At 34.5% G+C, this 23,765-nt stretch carries 22 protein-coding genes; 7 read left to right on the top strand and 15 right to left on the bottom strand.

The window, feature by feature from the left end; translation table 11 throughout:
- Nucleotide 1 precedes the first annotated feature (1 nt).
- Entirely contained in the window at nucleotides 2–3,472 is a 3,471-nt protein-coding gene (locus OZX59_RS01905) for a PD-(D/E)XK nuclease family protein (protein ID WP_277126455.1), read from the bottom strand.
- 73 nt (nucleotides 3,473–3,545) lie between these two features.
- Between OZX59_RS01905 and mvk the strand changes: the two genes are divergently transcribed.
- From mvk to fni, 4 genes are read left to right on the top strand one after another with little or no spacing between them, the layout of a single operon-like run.
- Nucleotides 3,546–4,454 (top strand): mevalonate kinase, encoded by a 909-nt coding sequence (gene mvk / locus OZX59_RS01910; RefSeq protein WP_277126456.1) that lies wholly within the window; start codon nucleotides 3,546–3,548, stop codon nucleotides 4,452–4,454.
- Nucleotides 4,454–5,416: a diphosphomevalonate decarboxylase gene (gene mvaD / locus OZX59_RS01915; RefSeq protein ID WP_277126457.1), complete on the top strand. Its 963-nt coding sequence runs from the start codon at nucleotides 4,454–4,456 to the stop codon at nucleotides 5,414–5,416. The genes mvk and mvaD overlap by 1 nt, the downstream gene beginning before the upstream one ends.
- 37 nt (nucleotides 5,417–5,453) lie before the next feature.
- Entirely contained in the window at nucleotides 5,454–6,536 is a 1,083-nt protein-coding gene (locus OZX59_RS01920; protein ID WP_277126458.1) for a phosphomevalonate kinase, read from the top strand.
- Between the two features lie 10 nt (nucleotides 6,537–6,546).
- Entirely contained in the window at nucleotides 6,547–7,563 is a 1,017-nt protein-coding gene (fni, locus tag OZX59_RS01925; RefSeq protein WP_277126459.1) for a type 2 isopentenyl-diphosphate Delta-isomerase, read from the top strand.
- A 173-nt stretch (nucleotides 7,564–7,736) separates the two neighbouring features.
- On the opposite strand, the gene OZX59_RS01930 is transcribed toward fni, so the two are convergent.
- Nucleotides 7,737–10,874, bottom strand: a complete 3,138-nt coding sequence (locus OZX59_RS01930) for a type I restriction endonuclease subunit R (RefSeq protein ID WP_277126460.1) — start codon at nucleotides 10,872–10,874, stop codon at nucleotides 7,737–7,739.
- Between the two features lie 74 nt (nucleotides 10,875–10,948).
- On the opposite strand from OZX59_RS01930, the gene OZX59_RS01935 reads away from it, so the two are divergent.
- The gene (locus OZX59_RS01935) at nucleotides 10,949–11,464 is read left to right on the top strand and encodes a restriction endonuclease subunit S (protein WP_277126973.1); all 516 of its coding nucleotides are present in this window, start codon (nucleotides 10,949–10,951) and stop codon (nucleotides 11,462–11,464) included.
- Here OZX59_RS01935 and OZX59_RS01940 read toward each other — a convergent pair.
- From OZX59_RS01940 to OZX59_RS01980, 9 genes are all read right to left on the bottom strand, one after another.
- Nucleotides 11,461–11,997, bottom strand: coding sequence for a restriction endonuclease subunit S (locus OZX59_RS01940; RefSeq protein WP_277126461.1), 537 nt, complete (start codon nucleotides 11,995–11,997; stop codon nucleotides 11,461–11,463). The two genes, OZX59_RS01935 and OZX59_RS01940, sit on opposite strands and share 4 nt — an antisense overlap.
- Nucleotides 11,998–12,001: 4 nt before the next feature.
- Nucleotides 12,002–12,976: a site-specific tyrosine recombinase/integron integrase gene (xerA, locus tag OZX59_RS01945; protein ID WP_277126462.1), complete on the bottom strand. Its 975-nt coding sequence runs from the start codon at nucleotides 12,974–12,976 to the stop codon at nucleotides 12,002–12,004.
- Nucleotides 12,977–13,082: 106 nt separating this feature from the next.
- Nucleotides 13,083–14,081: a restriction endonuclease subunit S gene (locus OZX59_RS01950; protein ID WP_277126463.1), complete on the bottom strand. Its 999-nt coding sequence runs from the start codon at nucleotides 14,079–14,081 to the stop codon at nucleotides 13,083–13,085.
- Nucleotides 14,071–15,603: a class I SAM-dependent DNA methyltransferase gene (locus OZX59_RS01955; protein ID WP_277126464.1), complete on the bottom strand. Its 1,533-nt coding sequence runs from the start codon at nucleotides 15,601–15,603 to the stop codon at nucleotides 14,071–14,073. The genes OZX59_RS01950 and OZX59_RS01955 overlap by 11 nt, the downstream gene beginning before the upstream one ends.
- A gap of 165 nt (nucleotides 15,604–15,768) precedes the next feature.
- The gene (locus OZX59_RS01960; RefSeq protein WP_277126465.1) at nucleotides 15,769–15,954 is read right to left on the bottom strand and encodes a hypothetical protein; all 186 of its coding nucleotides are present in this window, start codon (nucleotides 15,952–15,954) and stop codon (nucleotides 15,769–15,771) included.
- Nucleotides 15,955–16,062: 108 nt separating this feature from the next.
- The gene (locus tag OZX59_RS01965; protein WP_277126466.1) at nucleotides 16,063–16,851 is read right to left on the bottom strand and encodes an HAD family hydrolase; all 789 of its coding nucleotides are present in this window, start codon (nucleotides 16,849–16,851) and stop codon (nucleotides 16,063–16,065) included.
- Nucleotide 16,852: 1 nt separating this feature from the next.
- Nucleotides 16,853–18,253, bottom strand: coding sequence for an RsmB/NOP family class I SAM-dependent RNA methyltransferase (locus OZX59_RS01970; protein ID WP_277126467.1), 1,401 nt, complete (start codon nucleotides 18,251–18,253; stop codon nucleotides 16,853–16,855).
- Entirely contained in the window at nucleotides 18,234–19,214 is a 981-nt protein-coding gene (locus OZX59_RS01975) for a hypothetical protein (RefSeq protein WP_277126468.1), read from the bottom strand. Before OZX59_RS01975 ends, OZX59_RS01970 begins: the two co-directional genes overlap by 20 nt.
- Nucleotides 19,204–19,950 (bottom strand): SAM-dependent methyltransferase, encoded by a 747-nt coding sequence (locus OZX59_RS01980; protein ID WP_277126469.1) that lies wholly within the window; start codon nucleotides 19,948–19,950, stop codon nucleotides 19,204–19,206. Before OZX59_RS01980 ends, OZX59_RS01975 begins: the two co-directional genes overlap by 11 nt.
- An 83-nt stretch (nucleotides 19,951–20,033) precedes the next feature.
- On the opposite strand from OZX59_RS01980, the gene lepB reads away from it, so the two are divergent.
- Nucleotides 20,034–20,612, top strand: coding sequence for a signal peptidase I (gene lepB / locus OZX59_RS01985; RefSeq protein ID WP_277126470.1), 579 nt, complete (start codon nucleotides 20,034–20,036; stop codon nucleotides 20,610–20,612).
- A gap of 64 nt (nucleotides 20,613–20,676) precedes the next feature.
- Complete coding sequence (locus tag OZX59_RS01990) at nucleotides 20,677–20,868, top strand: LBP_cg2779 family protein (protein ID WP_277126471.1); 192 nt, start codon at nucleotides 20,677–20,679, stop codon at nucleotides 20,866–20,868.
- A gap of 61 nt (nucleotides 20,869–20,929) precedes the next feature.
- Here the strand turns inward: OZX59_RS01990 and OZX59_RS01995 are convergent, their stop codons facing one another.
- Genes OZX59_RS01995 through OZX59_RS02010 form a run of 4 tightly spaced genes read right to left on the bottom strand, consistent with a single transcriptional unit; the run spans nucleotide 20,930 to nucleotide 23,637 of the window.
- Nucleotides 20,930–21,733 carry a hypothetical protein gene (locus tag OZX59_RS01995; protein WP_277126472.1) on the bottom strand — a complete coding sequence of 268 codons (804 nt, stop codon included), beginning with the start codon at nucleotides 21,731–21,733 and terminating at the stop codon, nucleotides 20,930–20,932.
- A 19-nt stretch (nucleotides 21,734–21,752) separates the two neighbouring features.
- Nucleotides 21,753–22,574, bottom strand: coding sequence for a hypothetical protein (locus tag OZX59_RS02000; RefSeq protein WP_277126473.1), 822 nt, complete (start codon nucleotides 22,572–22,574; stop codon nucleotides 21,753–21,755).
- Entirely contained in the window at nucleotides 22,571–23,272 is a 702-nt protein-coding gene (locus OZX59_RS02005) for an ABC transporter ATP-binding protein (protein WP_277126474.1), read from the bottom strand. Before OZX59_RS02005 ends, OZX59_RS02000 begins: the two co-directional genes overlap by 4 nt.
- A gap of 2 nt (nucleotides 23,273–23,274) precedes the next feature.
- Nucleotides 23,275–23,637 (bottom strand): GntR family transcriptional regulator, encoded by a 363-nt coding sequence (locus tag OZX59_RS02010; protein ID WP_277126475.1) that lies wholly within the window; start codon nucleotides 23,635–23,637, stop codon nucleotides 23,275–23,277.
- Between the last annotated feature and the right edge of the window lie 128 nt (nucleotides 23,638–23,765).

Genomic DNA, 23,765 nt, shown 5'->3' on the forward strand with positions numbered 1-23,765 from the left:
TTTAGTCACTCTCCCCTAATTCTTCGCGGATCTTAGCAAGTAACGTTTTCTTGTCTAGCCTATCAATTTGGTGATACTGATTACCAAGCATTTTATCAAAAAAGAAAATTTCCCGATAATCTGAATATGTTAATGCATTATTATTTTCACCTACTTGATAAGGGTTGAGTTTAATTTTTCCCGTTAAGATTTGGCTAGCTGCAGCCTTAATTAACTCCTCATCATATTTAAGCAGGAGTTCGATTTCTTCGCGCGAGAAAGCAGTATCTTTTGGTAGTCTAAAACTACCATTCTTGTTGGCGGCAATACCCTTATATAAATCTGAAGAATTACCCGTTTGAGATAATAATGGTTCAGCCTGCAGCAATAGTTCTGGATCATTGTTAATTATCCCAGTATATTTCAGATTTTCTTTGCCTGCTAGTTTGTCCTGCTTAAGTTCAAGACTAGGAGTAATCAGATTATCACTATTTAAGCGGTCAACTTTCCTAGTTACAGTTTGGTAAAAAGCTCCAAGTAAAGACAGTGGCTTATCTCCTACAAAAAAGTCTTGATTTTGTGCTAGAACATCGAGATAGGAAATCATCTGCAAGGAAATTCCTTGGTAAAATAATCCTAAATCAAACTTTTTCGCCGATGACTTATAATCAATTACCTGTGCTAAAAAAGCATTCTTATCAGCCAGTGGTGCTAAATCAACGCGATCCATCTTGCCTCGCAAATTAACTTGATGCTGACCGACAACATTGGGTACATTAAAGCTAAGTCCTGTAACCCTTTCTCCTAAACCAAAGCTAAGCTCAGAATAATTAGCTCTAAGCGGCGTTTTTTGAAGCGCCTTACGCCAGCCGGTTGCTACATTACTAGTCGTCTTGTCTAAACACTTAAATAAATACTGGTTAAACGGATCCTGGGCTAATTGTTGATACTTGGCTTCGTTTTTGATTTTTGTCCGCACTAATTCCAGTAACTGCTGCAACTCTAGCTCACCAATATCTGCCAAATCAAGTTTTTGCCGTTCCAATTCCTTAACTAAACGATCAAAAGTTTCATGAAAATAATTTCCAGCTTGAATTACATCAAATTCATTTTCAAAACGCTTATGTAGGTGTAAACCATAATTCAAAAAGTATTCATAAGAATTTTCATAAAAAGTTTCCAATTGTGATACTGAAGCATTCAAGTCTGTACCATATAACTTAGTAGCTAACTCTGGACCTATATTCGTAGGCTGATTGTCAAATTGACTCGCTGTTAGAACCATTTCAGTTCTTTGAGGTTGATACAGTGCAGTTAAGTCAATCAAGGCTGCTGCATCAGCATCTGTAGCATGTTCTTGCTTAAAATAGGTTAAATAACCTAGGCTAGCTTGCGGATTAGTAATAAACGCAGCTAGATCTTGTTTACTCTGTGGCAAGCTATGCTGCTTAAACTCTGCTGGCGCTATATTCTTCAACCGTTCATAATAAACCGATGGTGTAAGTTCTTCATTAGCGGCATTAATAACTGGATATGACAAATAAACACGATCTTGCGCTAATGCCAATGAAATACCAAATTGATAATCTTGATCTAAGTTGTTTAGCTGTTGCTGATCTTCTATATAAGCATCTTCACTAAATGCTCCACTTAACTTGGCGAGATTTTCCTTATTTAAAAAGCCAGGATTATTTTGAATTGCTGGTAAATTGTTGCTAGTAGCACCAATAATGAATACCTGCTTATACCCGCTAGTCTGGATCATCCCCATCTCAGAAAGATTAACAGCGTCTAAAGTCGACGGTATTTGTGAAAAAGTTGCTTCTTTAAAGCCATTGGTCAAGACATAGAAAAAACTTTCCGTAACAAAATTGTCTGGATTGATTAACAAATAATCTTGCAATAATTTAATTAGTAAGTCCCAAACTTGTTCAGGTTGCGCGGCTTGTTGCAAGTCACCCTGCTCTTGAGCATCAGTCCGCCATTTTTCTAGCCTCTTTGCGACACCGTTTTGGGTTAAAAAATTAAAGAAAATGGTAATGGCCTTTTGACTGTCAGTTTGCTTTTGCAAATCAGCCAACAAAGTCGAAATTTGCTTAACAAAATATTGTTTAAGTTGCTCAAGCTTAGCAACTTCACTAGGATTTTTATCAAGTGTAGTTACTTCTGCTTTAACGTATTCGGTAAAGTCACGTTTCCATAACCCATGATTAATTCCGTGAGCTAATACAAAATTTTCCAGTTCATCAACATCATGCACATATTCTTCTTCAGTTTGGTATGTCTCAGGGATTAGTAAGCGAGTTTTCATAATAGCTAGTAAATTTTGGGTCTGCAAAGGTTTGGTCAATAACTGCGCGATGTTTTCAATCAAAACTACTAGTGGATGATACTTCATCTCTTGTTGTAAGTCATTAAAAAACGGAATTTCATTTTGCCGTAATATTGGAGTTAAGTACGTTTCATATTCCTGTAGATTAGGTGCCAAGACCAAAAAATCACGATAACGATAATTACTCAAAGCCACCTGCTGATAAATCGTATGTGCTACAAAATAAGCCTCAGCATAACGTGAATCTGCTCTAACTAATTGCACCTGTTTCAAGGTTTCAGGCTTAGTGATACTTTGCGTCCAATAAGCATTTAAGAGTTCACGTTCACTCTGTTTAGGGGCAATCGGTGTTTTTTCAACTTGATAGTCAAGCTGGCGTTCCTGCATAAAGTGAGTCAATTGACTAATCGTTTTTTGGATAACATAGTCATAGTCACCAGGTTCGGCTTGAGAATTAAGCTCGCCAACCTTAGTTTTAAACGCTAAGGTGACACTACCAGCATGCATTAATAATAATTTAATCGTTAAGCATTCTTGCAAGGAAAAGTGGGAGAAATCAGTAAAATAAAAATCAGTTTGCGCAAGATCTTGTTTTTGAGCTAAGAATTCGTTTAACTGTAATTGCAATTCATTTTTTGTAGCAAATTTATCTGCAATTTCTAAGTTAAAGGCGTCATAAATAATTTTTAAATCCGCAATTTTATTTTTGGTTTCTAAGTCTAAGTCATCATTCTCAATCTCATCCAAGTCGAGATTACCAGATTGTACCTGCAAGATCGTATTATATAGTTGTTTCACTAATCCGGAATTGACACTAACGTTTTTAAATAAATGTAGCTGCGAGCGATTTTGTTCAATAATTTTTGCGATTAGCATCGCCGCCGCGGCATCATCAAGTTGAGTAGGAATTGCGTGATCCTTTAAAAAGTACCAAGCTAATCTGGAAAACGATAAAACCTGCAAATTTTTAACTGACTGCTCAGTTTGATTTTGACTTACTGCTAGCTTATTTATCGCGTTAACTTCTGTGGTAAACTTAATATGATTAGGAACAATAATAAAAGTTTCATGTTCTGGCTGGCGCTGATAGTTTTCAACTGCTAGTTGCAGAATTTTTTCTTGTAAGGCATCCGTTTGGCGGCCAACGAGCATCTTGATCATTTGTTTTTCTCCTTAGCTATTATTTTAGCATAGGAGTAGTAGTTTTTTTCTAACATTAAGGATCTTAAATAAAATGAAATGTAGTTATTCAGCACATGGCAAAGTCATTCTGATTGGTGAGCATTCCGTAGTCTATGGCTATAACGCCTTAGCGTTGCCAATCACCTCACTACAAATTACAGCCACCGTTGAACCTAGCAAACAAGTTTGGTTATCAACTGGGAAATATCAGGGGCCATTTTTTGCTGCACCAGATGAATATAATGGCCTAAAGTTTGTGGTTAAAACGCTGCTAGCAAAGGCTATCAAGGAACCACCAGTCAAGATTACTTATACCGGAGAGATCCCGATTGAACGGGGATTGGGTTCCAGTGCAACAGTTGCCTTAGCCACTACGAAAGCTCTAGGAGAATATTTGGCACTTAATTTAACTGAGTCAGACGTGATGGCTATCACCAACCAAGCAGAAATGATTAATCACGGCAAAGCCTCAGGTATTGACGCTGCTACCGTTAATTCTGATTTGCCAGTCTTTTTTAATCCGCAAACTGGAGCGCATTCCCTGCCAGCTAAACTTAAGGCTACATTGTTAATCATGGATACAGGTGAACTGGGGAATACTAAACAAGCAGTAAGTCAAGTACGTCAGCAGACTAACAAGTCCCAAACAGCTCAAGATAATATTAAGCAATTAGGACAATTAACAGATGTTGCCAAAGTCGCTTGGCTTAGACAGGACCAAACCAAGTTAGGGCAAATCTTTAATGAGGCTCAGGCTATTTTGCATTCTTTTAATTTATCAACCAAAAAAATCGACAATTTAAATACCATTGCGTTAGACTCCCAAGCTCTAGGCTTTAAACTATCTGGCAGTGGACTTGGAGGCATCGTGATTGCTCTCTGCCCAAATTCCGCAATTGCCCAAACAATCGCCTTAAAGAGTCAAGGCTTAATTACCAATTATTGGATCGAGGAAATTTAATGACTAAAACTATTCGTGCTCATACTAATATCGCGCTCATCAAGTATTGGGGTAAAGCTGATAGCCAATTACGATTACCATTAATGTCTAGCTTATCAATGACTTTAGATAAGTTTTATACTGATACGCAGATTACCAATAGTTCTACTACCAACGAGTTCTATCTTAACGGCAGCAAACAAACCGGTAACAGTGCTCAGCGTGTCTTTGCCTACATAAAAAAATTACAAGCAAAATTCGGCGTTAGCGGAAATTTAATAGTTAAATCCACCAATCACGTTCCTACTGCGGCTGGTTTAGCCTCTTCTAGTTCTGCATTTGCGGCATTAGCCGGAGCTTTTTGTGAGCATTACCACATCAAAGTCAATCAAACAGAACTATCACGGCTAGCTCGTCTTGGTTCTGGATCTGCTAGTCGCTCAATTTTTGGTGGTTTTGCCATTTGGCAAAAAGGTACAGACGATGCGTCATCCTACGCTTATGCCCTAGCTGAAAAGCCAAAAATGGATTTACAGTTGTTAGCAATTGAGCTCAACCAATTGCCTAAAGACTTGCCATCAACTGCCGGGATGCAGCAAGCTCAGACGTCACCTTTTTTTAAGCCGTGGCTTGCTCGTAATGAAGCAGAACTAAATACGATGATCAACGCGATTAAAGCCAACGATTTTTCTAGCTTAGGTCAACAAGCAGAATTGAATGCAATGGAAATGCACGCCATTAATCTAACTGCCAATCCTGGTTTTACCTATTTTGAACCCAATACTCTGCGTGCAATTAAGCTAGTTCAACAATTGCGTAATTCGGGCATTGAATGTTACTGCACAATTGATGCTGGACCTAACGTAAAGGTGCTCTGTCAATTAAGAAATGTAAAAGAAATTACATCCCGGTTTATGTCTGAATTCCAGAATGTTAAGATAATACATGCGAGTTTTGGCACTGGTATTTCGTGCCTCAACTAATCAATATCGTTAAATTGGATTAGGAGATTAAATTCTTTTGATAACAGAACAAGCACCCGGAAAATTATATATCGCTGGTGAATATGCCGTCTTAGAACAAGACTGTCCCGCTATTTTAGTTGCGGTTAATCAATTTATTCGGGTTTCAATTACTAAAAGCAAGTCAACTACTGGAACCATTCATTCTAAGCAATACTCTCAAGACTCCATACATTGGGTCAGACGTGGCGCTAAGATGGTCATCGATAATCGTGATAATCCATTTGAATATATTCTAGCTGCCATTTCATATACCGAAAGTTTCTGCTTGGAGCAGAACATTAACATGGAAGTCTATGATTTGCACATTAATTCTGACCTGGATTCACCTGACGGTAAAAAGTACGGTCTAGGATCGAGTGCAGCTGTCACAGTAGCAACTGTTAAAGCAATTTTACGTTTTTATGGCGTCTCCTTTAGCAACGAATTGGTTTATAAACTTTCAGCAATTGCTCACTATTCAGTTCAGCAAAATGGTTCAGCTGGAGATATCGCCGCTAGCGTCTATGGGGGTTGGTTAGCTTACCAAACTTTTGATAGAGATTGGTTGGCTGAAGAACTGGCACATAAATCGTTATCCGCAGTATTGAGCGAAGCTTGGCCTGGCCTAAAAATCCAATTATTGACCCCACCACAAGGACTAAATTTAAAGATCGGTTGGAGTCATCAACCTGCATCTACTTCTCGTCTAGTTGACGCAACTAACGCTAATAAAGCTGATGTAAGTACCCAATATCAGCATTTCTTAACTGCTTCACGTGAGTGTGTTTTACAAATGATTGCTGGTTTTGAGCATAATAATATCAATTTAATCAAGCAACAAATTCGGATTAATCGACAACTATTACAAAATTTTGCACAAATGACGCAAATTGCTATTGAGATTCCACGTTTATCGAAATTAATTAACATTGCTGAAGAATTTGGGGGGGCGGCCAAAACTTCTGGCGCTGGTAATGGTGATTGCGGAATTGTAATTGCCGATCCAGATACTGATGTGAATGCCCTAGAAGCTGCCTGGCGTCAAAATGGAATCTTGCCACTAAATTTTCATGTACATCAAGTAAAACTGGTACATTAAGGAATTAACTATGTCAATTAGATCTAACCGTAAAGAAGAGCACTTAGCTTTGGCTCAAGAGTTTTTTGATGCAAATAAAAAAAACAACTTTGATCAAATGCATCTTCTACGTCCTGCTTTACCAGAAAGCAAAGCTGCCTTAGCTACTATTAAGACATCAATGTTTGGAAAATCAGTTAATGCTCCCTTTTTTATCAACGCAATGACGGGTGGTTCTCCTAAGTCACTAGCAATCAATCGTACTCTAGGTCAAATCGCTGGTAAAACTAAAATCGCTTTGGCACTTGGGTCTGCGAGTATCTTGGTTAAAGAACCAGATCAATTGGCTAGTTTTTACGTAGCTCGTGAAGCCAATCCTGATGGCGTAATAATCGTTAACGTTAATGCATTAACCAAACCACAGGATGCTCAAAAAATAGTTACTGAATTGTCCGCTGATGCACTGCAAATTCATCTTAATACCGTTCAAGAAATTGCTATGCCTGAAGGTGACCGTGATTTTTACTGGTTAGACAATCTTAAACAAATTAGACAAACGGTAACTGTGCCAATTATTATTAAAGAAGTTGGCTTTGGCCTAGACGCGGCTAGCATTCGGCTACTTAAGGAATCAGGCTTTAATTTGTTTGATTTAGCTGGTAGTGGTGGTACTAATTTTGCACAAATTGAAAATGCTCGAAATAATCATGATGTGTCTTATTTAGCAGATATTGGCTTACCGACTGTTGTAGCCGCCAAGATGGCAGTCCGTGAAAAGACTGACTTTATCGTTTCCGGTGGCATCCGTAACCCATTAGATATTTTTAAAGGACTTTGCCTAGGTGGAAAATACGTGGGAATTGCTAATACATTCTTACAATCACTGCAGGAACATGGCAGTCAATATTTGTTAGAATTGATTGAAAGTTGGCAAGAAGAATTAGCTAATCTCTTGGCAATCTATGGCCAACATGATCTTAATCATCTAACCGAACTTAAGCAATACTATGACTTACCTTTAAAAAGTTTAATTGAGCAATTATTATGAAGACTAATCATCCAAAAAACGCAAGGGAAATTATTCCTTTGCGTTTTTATGTGTTAATTGAGAATCATCATCAATACAGATAAAGGATAATGCGGAATTGTTTTCTGCTTAAAATAACCTTGACAGTCCCGCATTATCTTTAAATGCAGTAAATGCAGTTCATCAAACTAGTATCAACTTTCCATTGCCATTTTTTCGGCTTGCTCTACAACAGTAGACACCGCTTGGGGAGCAATATCAGGTGGATATCCATATTTTTTAAGAAGTCTTTTAACCGCCAATCGCATCTTTGCTTGAACACTCTTACGATAATTCCAATCAATCCCAGACGTTTCTTTAACTGTTTTTACAAGCTCTTTTGCAATTAAATGTAATTTTTCTTCTCCTAATACCTTAACTGCTTTATCATAGTTTGCTAAAGCATCATAAAAAGCAACTTCTTCTTTTGATAATCCTAAATTCTTACCCTTTTCTTGCTCAGAATTAATATCTTTAGCCATTTGAATTAATTGTCGAATCACAATTTCACTAGTAATTCCTCGCTGATTATATTTTTCAATTGCTTCTTCTAGCATATCTTCAAATTTTCCAGACTTAACAATATTAGTACGCTGCATTGCTTTAACCTTGCCTTTTAAAATCTTTTCAAGCAATGCAATAGCAACATCTTGTTCTGGCATTTCTTCAACTTGTTTCAAAAATTTATCAGATATCAAATCAAGATTTGGTCTATCTATCCCCATAGCCTTATATAAATCAACTTCTGGTTCAGAAATAATTGATTGATCCAATAATTGATTCATTCGATAGTCAATCACAGCCTTATCATTCTTATTACTTCCCGGATCACCACCATTATTTGACCTTAACTTCATAATAAAAACTTTTACTGCTTTGAAAAAAGAGATTTCAGGACCAAATACTTGTGATTCTTTTTCCATGGAAACTAAAGCATATAATTTTTGAATTTGGGTTACTACATCTAAAAATTTTTGTTGAGTATCTTGATCTTCTCGCAATAACTCATTAGCGACTTTAGAAACTACCTTTAGTCTAACTGCACTATTTTCAGAGTCATAGCCAGTACAATCAATACCATAGAGAAAATCATTTTTTATAATTTGGTATTTTTCTTTTAGCATGTACATTGCCTTATCAATATTAATACCAACTTGATTTTTATCTGAACTTGAATATTGATTTAAAGCTGTTTTTAGTGCTTCTGCAATTCCAATATAATCGACTACCAAACCACTATCTTTATCCTTAAAGACACGATTAACTCGCGCAATAGCTTGAATTAAATTATGACCTTTCATTGGTTTATCAATATACATTGTATTGAGTGATGGAACATCAAATCCTGTTAACCACATATCGACAACAATAACAATTTGCAGTTCATCATTATTATCTTTCATTCTTTTTTGTAAAACCAATCTATCTGCTTTACTAGTGTGATGTTTTGCCATATCTGGACCATCCGAAGCATTAGAAGTCATTATAATTTTGATTTTGCCTTTATATAAATCATCACTGCCCCAATTTGGACGAAGCTTAATAATTTCGTTATAGAGCTTTACAGCATTTTTCCGAGATATCTCCACAACCATCGCTTTTCCAAATTGTTGCTTTTCTCTTGCTTCAAAATGATTAACAAAATGTGCTGCTATTTGCTTTAAGCGCGGTTTTGCTCCTGCTAAAGCTTCTAATCTAGTATATTCTCTATTTCTGCGCTCATCATCGGGCAATGAAGTATCATCATCTAATCCAGCTTCAGTAATAATTTGTTTATATTTTTCCATTGCTTCTTGCTTTAATTTCAATGGAAAAACATGACTTTCATAATAAATTTTTACAGTAGCATGATCATTAACCGCCTGAGTAATATCATATACATCAATATAATTACCAAACACAGCAGTTGTCGAATGATCAGCTTTATCAATCGGTGTGCCAGTAAAACCAATAAATGAAGCATTAGGCAAAGCTTCACGCAAATATTCAGCAAAACCATAGCGAATACCGTTTTTAGTATACTTAGCAGTTAAACCATATTGTGTACGATGGGCTTCATCTGCAATAACAATAAGATTACTGCGATCAGACAGAATTGGCATCTCAGTTTCACCTTGTTCAAAATTAGGGGAAAACTTTTGAATTGTACTGAATACAATCCCACCGGAATTATTGTTTCTAAGAAGATATTCTCGAATATCTTCACTTGATATAGCATGTGCAGGATCTTGCTGCAGAAATTCATGTGCAGCATCAAAAGTACCAAATAATTGATCATCTAAATCATTACGATCATTAATCACTAGAATAGTTGGATTACCTAACTTACGCGAAACAATCCCTGAAAAGAAAACCATTGATAAAGATTTTCCTGATCCAGTAGTATGCCAAACAACACCTATACGCTTATTTTCAGGATCTTTAAGAGTAACACCAGCTCGTTGTACCGCTTTATTTACCATGTAATATTGATGATATGCAGCAAGAATTTCAATGGTTTGATCCGCATTAGTTTCGTAGATAATGAAATTCTGAATAATATTTAGTAAATCCTCAGGATTAAGCATATATTTAAGAAGTATTTCTAACTCTAAAGTTCCTTCTTCTCTAATATCCTTAGGAGCTCGCCAGCGCATAAATCTATCTATTTCAGCTGTCAAAGAACCAACGCGAGCATTAACTCCATCTGAAATAATCAAAATTTGACTATATTGCATATAATTAGAAATTTGGTTTTTATATGTCTGTAATTGAGCATATGCTTGCTGAAGGCCAACATGCTCATTAGCTGAATCCTTAAATTCAAAAGTAATTAACGGAAGTCCATTAATAAAAATTGTAGTGTCTGGTCTTCTTTCATGATCGCCTTGCTTAAAAGTATATTGCTCTGTAGCAATAAATTCATTGTTATTTATATTTTTAAAATCGATTGGATAAAGGGTAATAGTTCTAGATTCGCCTTTTACGCTTGTCTTAACTTTAGCTCCACCAATAATTAATTGATGTAAATAATGATTATTAATCATCATATCTGGACTATTAGCCAGCCTCCTAAACTGATTAATGGCGTTACGATATATATCTTCCCCGTATCCAGGATTAATTGTACGCAAAGCATTATTCAGTTTTGTTATTAAGATGGACTCGTTATGATCACCATCACGCATAAAATCGATGTCAGAATTAGGCTTTGTGGAATCTGGGCTACGATATATCTTGTAACCCTCCTTTTCTAATATATCTAAAGCAAGATCTTCTATATCCTGTTCAGTAAGATAACTATTTTTAGACATAATGTCACTCCCTTCTTAGATAGTAGATAAATGATAATTTAACTAAATTAATACATTATCAATTTTTACAGCTAATCAAAACATCAGATTATAAAGCTGTAAGTATATCTGATGTTTTTAATATAAAATATGGCAAAGTTATGCCCAAATCTAATCTGAAAAAGTACGGAACTGATGTGTTTGGAGCAAATGGTAAAATTGGTTCTACGAATTTACCACCTTTAGTCAAAGAAAGAACTGTTGCAATAACAAGTAGGGGAACTGGATCAGGCAAAGTTCAAGTTATCAAAGAAAATTCTTTTTTAACAAATAATTTACTTTACATCATAGATAAATATTCTTTAGGGATCCCTTTTATTTATGAATCTATAAAAAATGCCAATCCATCAAAAGTTGTTACTGGCTCAGCTCAACCACAATTAACTATTAAAAATTTTAGTAGTATTAATATCTTAATTCCACAGCATTTATATATGGATGGCTATAAAGTAAAAATGAATGTAATTGAAAACAAGATATACGAAAATAAGAAAGAAAATGCTAATTTAAAAAGAATTAAAAATATTTTACTTAAAAATTATTTCGATTAAGCTGCTAAATTATCATTTATTCGGTTATTTAACTCAATTTTATTATCAAGAATTTTTAAAGGCTTTACAATTTTTCTTTGAATTTTAAGTTCAGGGAAGCATAGCATTATTTTACTAAATTGTTTTTTATTTAAAATTGGCATTGTACTGCCTTGCCCACTACCTAAATTTTTCAAATAATGTTTCTTAGTTAATAAATTATAATATAAATAGTAAGGGTCTACACCATTAACTATTTTTGATATGGAATTAATTTGTTGATTAGTTATAATATCAAGCCTGTTAAAAATAGTTTTTCCCATATCCGATCCTATACAGGATACCGAAATACTAGGACTACTAACTTTCTTCGTATATAATTGTTTACTACCGTTTTTTGAAAGCATTCTCTCAGTTGAATCAGAAAATCTATCACCATTCATATCTCTAGGTGTTAAAAAGTTAATGTAATCTCCAAATGCACCTTTTTGTGATTTTTTAGGAGTACCTCCCGTAGTTATAATTCCTATATCATTAATTGATAATTCTCTCATATTTTCATCCTATATACTTTCTATGAGCCAACTTAACATTTTGCTGTTTTACCATCGCATAATGCAAAGTGGTATCAATTCTTTTATGACCTAATAATTTTTGTAGTTGCTCAATTGGCATTCCTTTATCTATGGCAATTGTAGCTAATGTTCTTCTAAATTTATGCGGATATACATTACCTATTTCAGCTTTATAACCTAATCGCTTTAAACAGGATTCCACCCCGCCAATTGTTAGTCTCATCTTAGGTTTTCTTAATCCTACGAATAATGCAGCATTAGAATCTTGCCTTGTTAACAAATAATTCTTTAAATGTAATTTTGCTCTTGCATCAAAATAAGTTACTCTTTCTTTATCCCCTTTTCCTAAAACTACACATTCTCTTTCACTAAAATCAATATCATTGCGATTCAACCCGACTAATTCACCAACACGCATTCCAGTAGATGCCAATAAATCAATCATTGCTAAATCACGAATTTTAGTACAATTATCTCTCAATTTTTCCAATTCTTCATCTGTATACGTTTCTTTAACTAATGTCGTAGTTTTTATTTTATGAATACGTCTAACCGGACTTTTTACGATATAGTCTTCATCTTCCAACCAATTAAAGAAGCTAGACAAAATCCTTCTAATATTATCAATAGTAATCTTGCTAGAATTATGTTCCATTTGATAATTAGTTAAATAGCTTCTTAAATCATCAGTAGTAATTTTAGTAGCTATTAATTCTATGCTGGTAAGCATTTTAACAATTGTCTTTCGATAATAAGTCAACGACTTTTCCGAACAGCCTTCTGTTCTTTTAGCAGAAAAATATTTTTTTAAAAGAACTTCATTCGTCACTTCATCTGCTTTATTCTCATATTCTGTAGATAAATTTCTATATAAACATTTTCTTAATATAATAAGTTGTTGATTATCTAATACCTTAAGCATCTCTTGTAAAATTTGATTTATTATATTCTTGCTCATTGAAGACCCTTCTTAAAAGAAGAATCCAAGCAACAGCGATTCTACAAATTTAATATTTTCTGCTGTTGAAGAAAGTATTTGATCATATAAATGATAATTTAGCAGCCTAATCAAAATATTTTTTAAGTAACTGATTTTTAATGTTAATTAATTTTGTATTTTCTTTATTAATAAGACCTATTTTTGAAAATAAAGGTGAAATTTTTTGATTAAACGCATTAACTTTTATTTCGCTAATATTGCCTATTAATAAATCACCTATATGTTTAGGATATATATGAGGCTGAGCTGAACCAGTTTGAGAATCAAAGATATCTTGCTGACGTTTTTTTAATAGAATATACCAAAAGTAAATATTATTTGTAATGCTTGAATCTATAAAAGACGAATCGGAAGACCATACATTTTCAAACCAAATTTTCACATATCCCGCATTTGCACCAGAAGCAGAAATAGTTATAACTGGAGAAAGGGTATTCGATTTATTATGGTAGGCAGCAGGTTTTAACCCACCAGCAATAACAGGTACACTTCCTTCTATTACATTTCTTTTTAACAAATTTTTACCTCTTTTAGGTAAAAAATAATTTGAAATAGGTACATCTGCATTATTTATTTTAGGAAATTTGTCATCGAAAATCACATTAGCTATCTCAAATAAATTATCATTTATCTTATTATTTATTTCGATTTTTGTTTCAAGTTTCGACATTTTTTCAATAATTTTCTTTTGATACTCCAAAGAAGGAATATCAATATTAATATTATTCAAAACTTTCACTGTTAGGCTCGGAACTGCACTTCCAACGTTTAAGGAAGATAAATTTATTTTTTTCAAGCAATAATACAAATATTTTGGAACAACAATATTACTATTTACTTTTGTCCAAAATAAGGTATCTACTGTCCAAAATTTCCCAGTTACATAAAATACATTATTTAATGATCCTTTTCGTGGAATTAAAACAGATTTGCCATTATAAAGATAATCATTAACATACTTCATTATTCCTCCTGATCCATAAACAGGAATAGAACCTGACTTCAATTTTTTATAGTTTTTACCATATTTAATTTCAACCAAGTCAGATAGTTTATATTTCATACCCCAACTCCTTTAAAACATCTTTAATCTGTCCTTGTAACTTATCACTTTCAGCAAATTGTTCCTTTAATTCACTTGTCAAGCGAGTCATCTTTTCATCATAAGATTCATCTTCTTCTTCTGATTCAGCTAACCCCACGTATCTACCAGGAGTCAAAGTATAATCATTTTTAGCAATTTCATCTAGCTTAGCAATCTTACAAAATCCCGCTATATCTTTGTATTCTTGATCATTTGTTCCTTGATAAGCATGATAAGTATCAGCTATCTTGGCAATATCATCTTTAGAAAAATCTCTATGAGTTCTATCTACCATTTCACCCAAATTACGAGCATCAATAAACAAAACTTCTCCGTTCCGTTCACGTTCTCCTTTTGAAGCTTTATCCATATCAATAAACCATAGAGAAACAGGTATAGTTACTGAATAAAACATTTTTGCTGGTAATGAAACAATTGCATCAATTTTATCATCTTCCAATATACCTTTTCTTATTGCAAGTTCAGCTTTATTAGAAGTTGACAAAGCACCGTTTGCTAAAACGAAACCTGCTTTTCCATTTAGAGTTAATTTACTGATAATATGCTGAATCCAGGCATAGTTACCATTATTCAAAGGTGGCATACCATATTTCCACCGAGCATCATCTTGGAGCTTATCAGCCCCCCACTCTTTTAAATTAAACGGTGGATTAGCCAATATATAATCAAAACGTATTCCCTTATGAAGATCATTAGTAAATGTATCTGCTTGATGTGCTCCAAGGTCATTATCAATTCCTCGAATTGCCAAATTCATCTTTGCTAATTTCCAAGTAGTTGGATTAGACTCTTGACCAAAAATATGAATATCATTAATAAGACCTTGATGTTCTTCAACAAATTGTTCTGATTGAACAAACATTCCTCCAGAGCCACAACATGGATCATATATTCTACCTTTAAAAGGTTGGATCATTTCTACTAAAGTCTTAACTATTGAACGAGGAGTGTAAAATTCACCACCATGCTTACCTTCTTGACTAGCAAATTGCTGTAAGAAATATTCATAAACTCGCCCCAAAACATCCTTTTCTTGTGAATCCTTAGTTCCAACTTGAATATTAGAAATAAGATCAACTACTTCACCTAATCTTGATTTATCTAAATCTGGTGACGCATAATTCTTGCTAAGAACACCACGAATTGATTCATTGGATTTTTCAATCTTATCCATTGCATTATCAATTACTTCACCAATTTGTGGTGTTTTTGCAGCTTTCAGAATATTTTCCCAACGCGCCTCTTTTGGAATCCAAAAGATATTATCCGCTAGGTAAACATCCTTGTCTTCAACTTCATCAGAGAACTCTGAGTTTAACACCTCTTGTCGCTTTTCCTCAAAGGCATCAGATACATACTTAAGAAAAATCAATCCTAAAACGACATTACGATATTCAGAGGCATCCATACTACCTCGAAGCTTATTAGCTGTTTCCCATAATTGATCTTCAATGTTTAATTCTTTTGATTTACTTGCCATACTATTATCCTGCTACTTCTATAAACTTATCAAAATTAGCCTAAAATAATGCCTTTAACTTAAAAGATACTTCTTTTCTCTTGTTTTAAAAGCATTGAGGCCTCCCTCAAGAATATTTGTTATATCTTCCCTTATACCCTTTGAAGACGACTTTTTATTATCACTTTAAAATCCACATGAATCTTCCAATGATTCAGTTATATATTCAAACTGATATTTTTGGTTTTCACTTTTTTCATAATCTTGATTTGCCACAATTACTTCATCGGCATCTGATAGTACCATCAAATTAGCATTATGCGTATTGTACAGAATATTTATCAAATAATAGATATTTTTATATTGCTTCATTTACTCCTCCCAGTTTACTTACAGACTTGGGCAAAGATTGCAAAAAAAGAAGCTTTTCAACTAATTTACTCTATACAAAGTCAAGTGACTTCTTTACTTTACAATCTATCAATCCTTTAATAATTTCCAAATTTCTTTTTGCACAGCACTATCATTACTAGAACCGATAATTTGATCAGCTGCCTGCTTAGCACTAGGCAATGCCGTACTGGTGGCAAAACTCCTGCCAGCATATTTCAGCATCCCAACATCATTGCCACTATCACCAAAAGCAACCATCTCTTTAGGGTTAATACCCAGCTTTTTACTCAAATATTCCAACCCAACCGCTTTATTCATTCCTTTAGTCGACATATCAATTGACTCGGCAGAACCGGCCACAAACCCTAATTCAGGATGCTTTTGTTTTAGTTCCGCAAGCATATCTGGCAATTTGTTTGCTGCTACATCAAAAGTGACTTTAAAGATTTTATCTTCCAAATGATCAAAATCAGAAACAACTGTTAATTTTTCATAATATTTAGCCAATTCTTTAGCATATTCTGGACCATCTTTTGCTAATATATAAGCCCCTAATAAGCCAGAAACCGTTGCTTTTTCATCATATTCATGTGTTAAGCCTAGTAAAGTCTGCCAATCAGTAGTAGAAAGATTATCAACATGAATAACTTGCTTACCTTTGGCAACTAATGCGCCGTTTTCAGCTATAAAATATAGCTGATCGACTACTTGGGGAAACCGAGTAACTAAATTTTCATATTGGTTACCACTGGCAACGACAAACTTAATATCACGCTCTTGCATAATCTTGAACTCCCGCAAAAAGAGTTCTTCATCATAGGTTTTCTCATCAGTTAGCCACGTGCCATCCATATCTGTTGCAATTAGTTTAATCATGTTAATTTAAATATCCTTTCTTAATCGTTCGCAGTCCTTTGGGATAAAAATTCTTTAAGATACCATTACCAGTCATTTTGCCAAAACTAAAAATTAATCCATGATAACTAATCAAAACAAAGCCACGTAATTTACTCTTACTTGCTATCGTTTCTCCATGTAAATAGCTGGCATATTCATCTTGATTCAAGTCAATTACCCGCTCTTGAGGCACCCCATTTAACACTTGGGCTAATTGTTGGCCTGGTTCGAAGCGCTTTTTCTTGAGAACACCTAATTCTAAGCCATTCTTTAAAATCCTTAAACCTAAATTTTGGCCTTTGTATGCTGGCAGAAAAACGTGATCATTGCTGACCTGACATAAATTTTGCCAATTAGTCAAACATACTGGCAAGTTGAATTGCTCAAGTATCTCAGCTACTAACTTATTGTCACCTTTAGACAATTCAGTTGGTTTATGTTTGTGTTGGCGCTTTTTAGGTTTATTTTCAGTTGTTGGCGTAACGTCGACCAGAGGTGCCCTGAGTTTGGCCACATATTGTCCTTCCCCTAAATTATCTTGTGGCCAAAACCGTAACGTACCCGCTAAGTCTGGTAATTGCTGACCCCACTCAGGTCGACCTGCCCGAGAACCTGCAACTATTTCAAGGGGCATAATCTTAAAATCAAATTGCTCAACTAACCAAGATACAACCTGTTCGTCTTCTTCCGGCGAAAAAGTGCACGTAGAATATATTAGTTGACCACCTGGCCTAAGCATTTTTACTGCTGCAGTCAAAATCTCTTGTTGCCGTTTTTGACAAGTTAAGACATATTCCGGTGACCAATAGTCCATTGCTGCTGAATTCTTGCGAAACATGCCTTCCCCACTGCACGGGGCATCAACCACTATTTTATCAAAAAAGTGTGTAAATTTGCTAGCTAATTTTGCCGGACTTTCATTAGTAACTAATACATTTACTAAGCCCCAACGCTCGATATTTTCCCGCAAGGTTTTAGCTCTAGCTGTTGAAATTTCATTAGCAACTAACAATCCTTGATCTTGTAATTTTTCGCCTAAGAATAAGCTCTTACCACCTGGTGCAGCACACAGATCGAGCACGCGTTCTCCAGCTTTAACATCAGCAATTTGACCAGGAAACATAGCCGCTGGTTCTTGTGAATAAACTAGACCGCTAATCCATTCAGGATCCTGACCACTAACTTGTCCATAGTATGCTTCTGTAATCCCTGGTACCGGTACCACTTGCGAATCAGCATATTGTTTTGCAGTACTTTTTAAAGGATTAACCCGAAAAGCTTTTTTACTGGGACTTGCTATTGCAGTAAATAAAGCTGCTGCATCGTTTTTCCCCAGCAATGCTTGATATTTACTAACGAACTTACTTGGTAATTCCCGCACGATGTTGGTCCTTTCTTAAAAGATAAACTAAACTTACGGCATAAATGGCAATAATAAACACCCAGCTAATCATAAGTAGCCAAACTAAAGCATGCGGACGTGAATAAAAGGCTCGCCAATTAAGGAATAGGTTTGCTGCCAAGGTCACCAGTAATTCCAGTAACATATTTCTGATACCACGATTTAATAGCCAGTTACGTAAGAGTTTTCCTGATAGACTTGTCTTTTTAACTAATTGCCAATCAAGTAGTGCTAGTAATAAATTACAACAAGCAGCAGCCAAACTAAAGAGCATAATCACCACTAACTCTTTTAAAATTGAAAATTGGTGAATTTGATGTTTGCGTACAAAGACTGGTGTTTTAGCCTTAACTTGATAATGGTTAGCAATTTGCTTGATAACCTTAGGCGAACTGTCAATCATAATTTGATAGTTTTTTAATTTAAACTGTCCAGTTGGCTGATTTGAGCCTGTTGTTAAATAATAACCATCTTGCTTCATTTGCCGATAGTGCTTTAAAGTGCCTATTACTGAATAATATTGCTTGTGTAAGATAACGTATTGATTGCCCTGTGTTTTTAAAGTTGCAATTGGGCAATTTAACCCTAAAACAGCAAACGAAACCTGGCCTTTAAAATTATCGAGTGTAAAATAACGCCCTGATTCAGTTGGTAAACTAACCACATTATGATTAGCCCAAACTAGTGTTTGATTTGACTGCTTATCTTGTTCAACCAGATGAACCTGGATTGCACTTCGCGGATGTTTCTTTTGTAAATAATCGATTAAATCACTAACTCTTTGCGAATTATTGATTTTAATAGTTCTTGTATTATTGCTTAGACCATAAGCTTCAAGCAATTGATCAGCTTCACGCGATTGAATATTAGACAGCATGCTGCCAATGCCTAAAAAAGACAAAAAAATGATAATAATTAATCCTGTTTTTTTAAATTTCATGTTCTATCTCAAATATTTGTTCATTAATAAAATCGTAGCTTAGAAAGGTTTGATTGATCAGCTTTAATTCTTGCGTTGAATTAAAGTTTTGCTTCTGCCAAAATTGCTTTGAATTAGTGACGCCGTTTTTTTCGCCAATAAAAAGCAAATGAGCGGATGGATTATACCTTTCCCATGCACGAACAGCCGCCAAATCTGCTTGATTAAAATTAGGTGCCCAAGAGCACAGAATCAAATCGACTCGATTAAACTGCTTAATTGCGTCTGAAGCATCTAATTGTAGCACCTTACTAAATGGCTGACTGCCAGTCGACGATGTCTTAGACCATTCTAAAGAATCAGTCGCAACTGTCGCTATACCTACCCCAGTTAAAGCTTTGGTCCAACATGCATTGCCGGCCATAATTTCTAAAGCTGAATGCACATTCAATTGCTGTTTAATTGCTGTAGCTGTTATTTTATTGGGCAGTGACCACAGCCCATAATTGATTGATAAGAATTGGCGCAAACTGTTTAACAGTTGGTTAATTATCTTTAATTGATCTGCTGGTGCTCCCTGCTCGCTTAAAACAGCTAATTCATCTGGTAAAAAACCTAAGGGTCGCGGAGCTACTGGCAAAATTGCTCTTTGCTTAACTGTAGCAACTATCTTATTAAGTTCTTGAACTTGCGCATGTACCTCTTTTTGCTCAAGCACTGCATCTAGTTGGTTAATTTTGTTTAAAAAATTTGTCATACATATCTACCTGCATTAATTTTACCATTCAATTGGCAATATTTCAGTTATAATAGAGATAACATGATAAAGGAGATTTTTTTATGGCAAAAAAAGTAACAAATAAAAACAACGACGAAGAAGAAAGTCTAGGTAAATTTCTTCTAGATGTTGTTGTGATGATGGCTGTTATCTTAGGGATCTTTTACTTATTGTTTAATTTTGTGTTATCAAATGACAATGTTTCAGGACCATCAATGCAACCGACTTTTGAAAATAACGACCGTTTAATTTCTGTGCGACATTTTGAACCTAAACGTAACGATGTAGTCGTCTTACTCGCCCCCAAAGCTGCCCAAGACGTTCCTGGTGCATTGTATATTAAACGAATCATTGGTCTACCTGGTGATAAGATTGTCTCTAAAAATGACAAAATGTATGTTAATGGCAAGCGCTTCTCAGAACCTTATTTAAACAACAAATATCAAAAAGCGGCCAATGATGCAGGTCACACCTATACAACGAACTTCACCTATAAAGTTCCTAAAGGTTATTATTGGGTAATGGGTGATCATCGCGACATCTCAAAGGATTCACATATTTTTGGCCCAGTTAAGCGCAAGGAACTAGTTGCTAAAGTAGTAGTAAGATACTGGCCATTCAATAAGATTCAAACATTTTAATTAATTGTTTTACTTTGAATTTAAATAATTTTTCGCTAAAATAAAATTGTAAAGGAGAATTAACATGAAGCAGCAATTACAAGAATTATCCGATGCAATTATTGACTATCAGGTAAAGCATCATGCTAGTGATACTGATCTAGCTTTTGCTAGCCACCTTTCAGTCGAAAAAATTCACGCAATGAAAACCGGTGATGGAGAATTTACTCCTGAAGAGATTAATCAACTTTATGATTACTTTGCGGCCAACCATTAATTGAATTATTGCATAAAAAAGCCTTCAAGTTTGAGCTTGAAGGCTTTTAGTTTAGCTGAAACTAGTTGTTCGTTTTAGCTTCAACAAATCTGTTAAGCAAAAATAAATTAATACCAAAGGTAATCACATCAAAAATTGTTACCACAAACAAAACCTCTGTTAATTTGTTACCTTGGTTACCTGCCCAAGTATAAAATGGTATATAAAATAGTTGCAAGATTGTATTTATAAATTGGCTCGCTACTAAGCAAACAATTAATACTAATACGAACCTAATAAAATTCAATAAAAATTGACCAGAAATATTCGACAATTGGTTATAGATTGTTTGACTAACAAAATTTAAAAAACTAACTAATAAAGAAACAGCTACTCCAAGCGCAAGAATTGTTAAGCCAAGTTCAAAGACAGTCATGCCTCTAGTTTTAAGGATAGTAAAGATTCCTTGTAAGTCAGAATATTTCTTTTGAATGTTATTGGATATGATTACAAAGATAAAAGCTAGGGTTGCTTCACTAACTACCAGGCACACAAATGATGCGATGGAGCTCAATAAATTGCTAATATATGCTGAAAAATTATTAGTTGGTACTAGCCGCAAGGTTTGCGAGTTATTAAGTTTTTCAGTTTGCCAGCTGTTAATTATCAATAAGACTGGAACAAAGATAAAACTCAATAGTAAAAATGCTAGCCAAAAAGACATAAAGAAACTATTTATTCTAGCAGACTCATAGGCAAAATTAGTTTTAATTGCATCTGATAGCTCAATCAATAATGTCAATAAAAATTGCAATATTAGCAATATTTCAGCAACTTTACTTTTGCGTTTGAATAATTCCTTAAATAAATTGTTAAAAGATACCATAACATTCTCCTCCTTCGCTCTACTTATTTTGTTTGGCTTCAAAAAACTTACTAAAGATAAAGGTATTTACCATTAAAAAAACAATATCAATTATGAATAATAGCAAAATACCCAAAAATTCATCTAAACCAACGTTATTCATAAAGGTTAGTGGAGAAATTAAGTTCCAGGCTTTAGCCAAAGCCCAGATTAAAGCAACAATCAAAATTAGCCGAATTAAATTAATTGAAAACTTACTGGATATTCCTGGTAAAAAATCTAAGACAGCTTGGCTAACAAAATTCAAAAAGTTAGTTACTAAATAAACTAGCAAGCCTAGTAAAATAATCATAGCTAATATACATAAAAAACGATAAATTGATGGAACAAATTGATAAGCATTATTCTGAATTTCAGGAATTAGTTTCTTAAAAGCTGCTAAGAATTCAGGGTTAAATAATAAGGTGGCAAGGAAGAAAATACCTGTCCCAATGAGCTGCAAAATACCAAGATAAATGTAAGATACAAAAGAACTTAATGTATTATCTAGATAAAAGCTGATATCACTAACTGGTGCTAAACGCCAAGTTTGACTGCGATTAAGCCTTTCAGTTTCTGAACAAGAAATAATTAAATAAATTGGCAGAAAAAGAAAACTAATGGTGAAAAAGCACAGTGTTAATGTGAGCCAATCATCACCAAACTTACTTGGGTCAGTAGCATAAAACCAGCCAGAATCAATCACTAACATGAAGACAGTCAACGCAATTGCCGACACTAGTTGCAAGATAATTAATAAGTGTATTTTGCGACTTTTTTTCTTAAACAATTCCGCAAATAAACGATTGAATGCTGACATCATTCTTCTCCCTCATATAGTTTTTCATAATAATCTTCAATGCTTTCATGTTGCGAGCGAATTTCATCCGCCGACTTATGAGTGAAGACCGTTTTATCCTTGATAATAACTACTTCATCAAGAATTGAGGCGATCTCATTTACAAAATGATCAGAAATTAAAATCGTAGCTTGGTCAGCTTTCCAAAGAATAATTGAATTGATAATTTTCTTGCGAGCCATTGCATCAATTCCGGAAAACGGTTCGTCAAGTAAATATAAATCGGCTTTACGGGCAAAAGTTAAGGCGATAATTAGCTTTTCGCGCATACCGCGTGACAGCTGGCTCAAATGCATTTCTAAGTCCAATTTCATAAAAGTACGCAGCTGCTCAAACTGTTCTTTATCAAAGTCAGGATAAACTACTTCATAAAATTTGACTATTGCTTTAATCTTGGTTGTATCGCTAAAGCCAGTTAAGCCATCGGTAAAAGAGAGATGCGCCTTTTTTTCAGCATCATCTTCATACCCCATAATACTTACATCACCCCGATAGTTCTTAGCCATTGTGGCAATAATTCGCATTAACGTTGTTTTGCCAGCACCGTTTTCTCCTAATAAAGCAACAATTTTCCCCGGTTGCAAAGTCAAATTAACATCCTTGAGAATGGTTTTTTGATTCTTTTTATACGTTAAATTTTTAATTTCTAAAATATCTTCCATGTTTATTCTCCCTTTGCTAGATATTTAGCCAAAATTGAGCCAATCTGCTCATTAGCAACCCCTAACTCATTCATGTTTTGGACAAACTTTTTTAATTCTGCGTTAAGTAAGTTTTGCTTGGTTTGTGCCAGTAATTCAGTATCTTCAGTCACGAAGTTGCCTTCACCTCGCTTGGTATAGAGAATTCCCTCATCATTCATCTGTTGTAGGGCCCTTTGAACAGTATTAACGTTAACAGTCAGTTGCAATGCTAGATTGCGCACTGACGGAATCCGTGCGCCTGGTTTTAACTTACCGATAATAATTTGTCGGTATAGATATTGTTTGATTTGCAAATAAATTGGAATATTATCCTTAAATTTCACTAGATCGCCTTCCATTCTTGGTGTATTATTTTCCTAGTACAATATAATAATAACTTATTTGAATGCTGTATGCAAATTTTTTAAAAATATTCAAATGTTACACATTTTGCTACTAGAAACTTTTTCAA

This window comes from Lactobacillus sp. ESL0681, from assembly GCF_029392835.1.
Lineage (GTDB): Bacteria > Bacillota > Bacilli > Lactobacillales > Lactobacillaceae > Lactobacillus.

Bases quoted from the DNA above. Each gene is read 5' to 3' on its own strand.
- OZX59_RS01990 (WP_277126471.1), top strand. From the start codon at position 20,677: ATGAAGCAGCAATTACAAGAATTATCCGATGCAATTATTGACTATCAG.
- OZX59_RS01960 (WP_277126465.1), bottom strand. From the start codon at position 15,954: ATGAAGCAATATAAAAATATCTATTATTTGATAAATATTCTGTACAAT.
- OZX59_RS02005 (WP_277126474.1), bottom strand. From the start codon at position 23,272: ATGGAAGATATTTTAGAAATTAAAAATTTAACGTATAAAAAGAATCAA.
- mvk (WP_277126456.1), top strand. From the start codon at position 3,546: ATGAAATGTAGTTATTCAGCACATGGCAAAGTCATTCTGATTGGTGAG.
- fni (WP_277126459.1), top strand. From the start codon at position 6,547: ATGTCAATTAGATCTAACCGTAAAGAAGAGCACTTAGCTTTGGCTCAA.
- OZX59_RS01905 (WP_277126455.1), bottom strand. From the start codon at position 3,472: ATGATCAAGATGCTCGTTGGCCGCCAAACGGATGCCTTACAAGAAAAA.
- OZX59_RS01940 (WP_277126461.1), bottom strand. From the start codon at position 11,997: ATGAGAGAATTATCAATTAATGATATAGGAATTATAACTACGGGAGGT.
- OZX59_RS01955 (WP_277126464.1), bottom strand. From the start codon at position 15,603: ATGGCAAGTAAATCAAAAGAATTAAACATTGAAGATCAATTATGGGAA.
- xerA (WP_277126462.1), bottom strand. From the start codon at position 12,976: ATGAGCAAGAATATAATAAATCAAATTTTACAAGAGATGCTTAAGGTA.
- mvaD (WP_277126457.1), top strand. From the start codon at position 4,454: ATGACTAAAACTATTCGTGCTCATACTAATATCGCGCTCATCAAGTAT.
- OZX59_RS01950 (WP_277126463.1), bottom strand. From the start codon at position 14,081: ATGAAATATAAACTATCTGACTTGGTTGAAATTAAATATGGTAAAAAC.
- lepB (WP_277126470.1), top strand. From the start codon at position 20,034: ATGGCAAAAAAAGTAACAAATAAAAACAACGACGAAGAAGAAAGTCTA.
- OZX59_RS01965 (WP_277126466.1), bottom strand. From the start codon at position 16,851: ATGATTAAACTAATTGCAACAGATATGGATGGCACGTGGCTAACTGAT.
- OZX59_RS02000 (WP_277126473.1), bottom strand. From the start codon at position 22,574: ATGATGTCAGCATTCAATCGTTTATTTGCGGAATTGTTTAAGAAAAAA.
- OZX59_RS01995 (WP_277126472.1), bottom strand. From the start codon at position 21,733: ATGGTATCTTTTAACAATTTATTTAAGGAATTATTCAAACGCAAAAGT.
- OZX59_RS01975 (WP_277126468.1), bottom strand. From the start codon at position 19,214: ATGAAATTTAAAAAAACAGGATTAATTATTATCATTTTTTTGTCTTTT.
- OZX59_RS01930 (WP_277126460.1), bottom strand. From the start codon at position 10,874: ATGTCTAAAAATAGTTATCTTACTGAACAGGATATAGAAGATCTTGCT.
- OZX59_RS01980 (WP_277126469.1), bottom strand. From the start codon at position 19,950: ATGACAAATTTTTTAAACAAAATTAACCAACTAGATGCAGTGCTTGAG.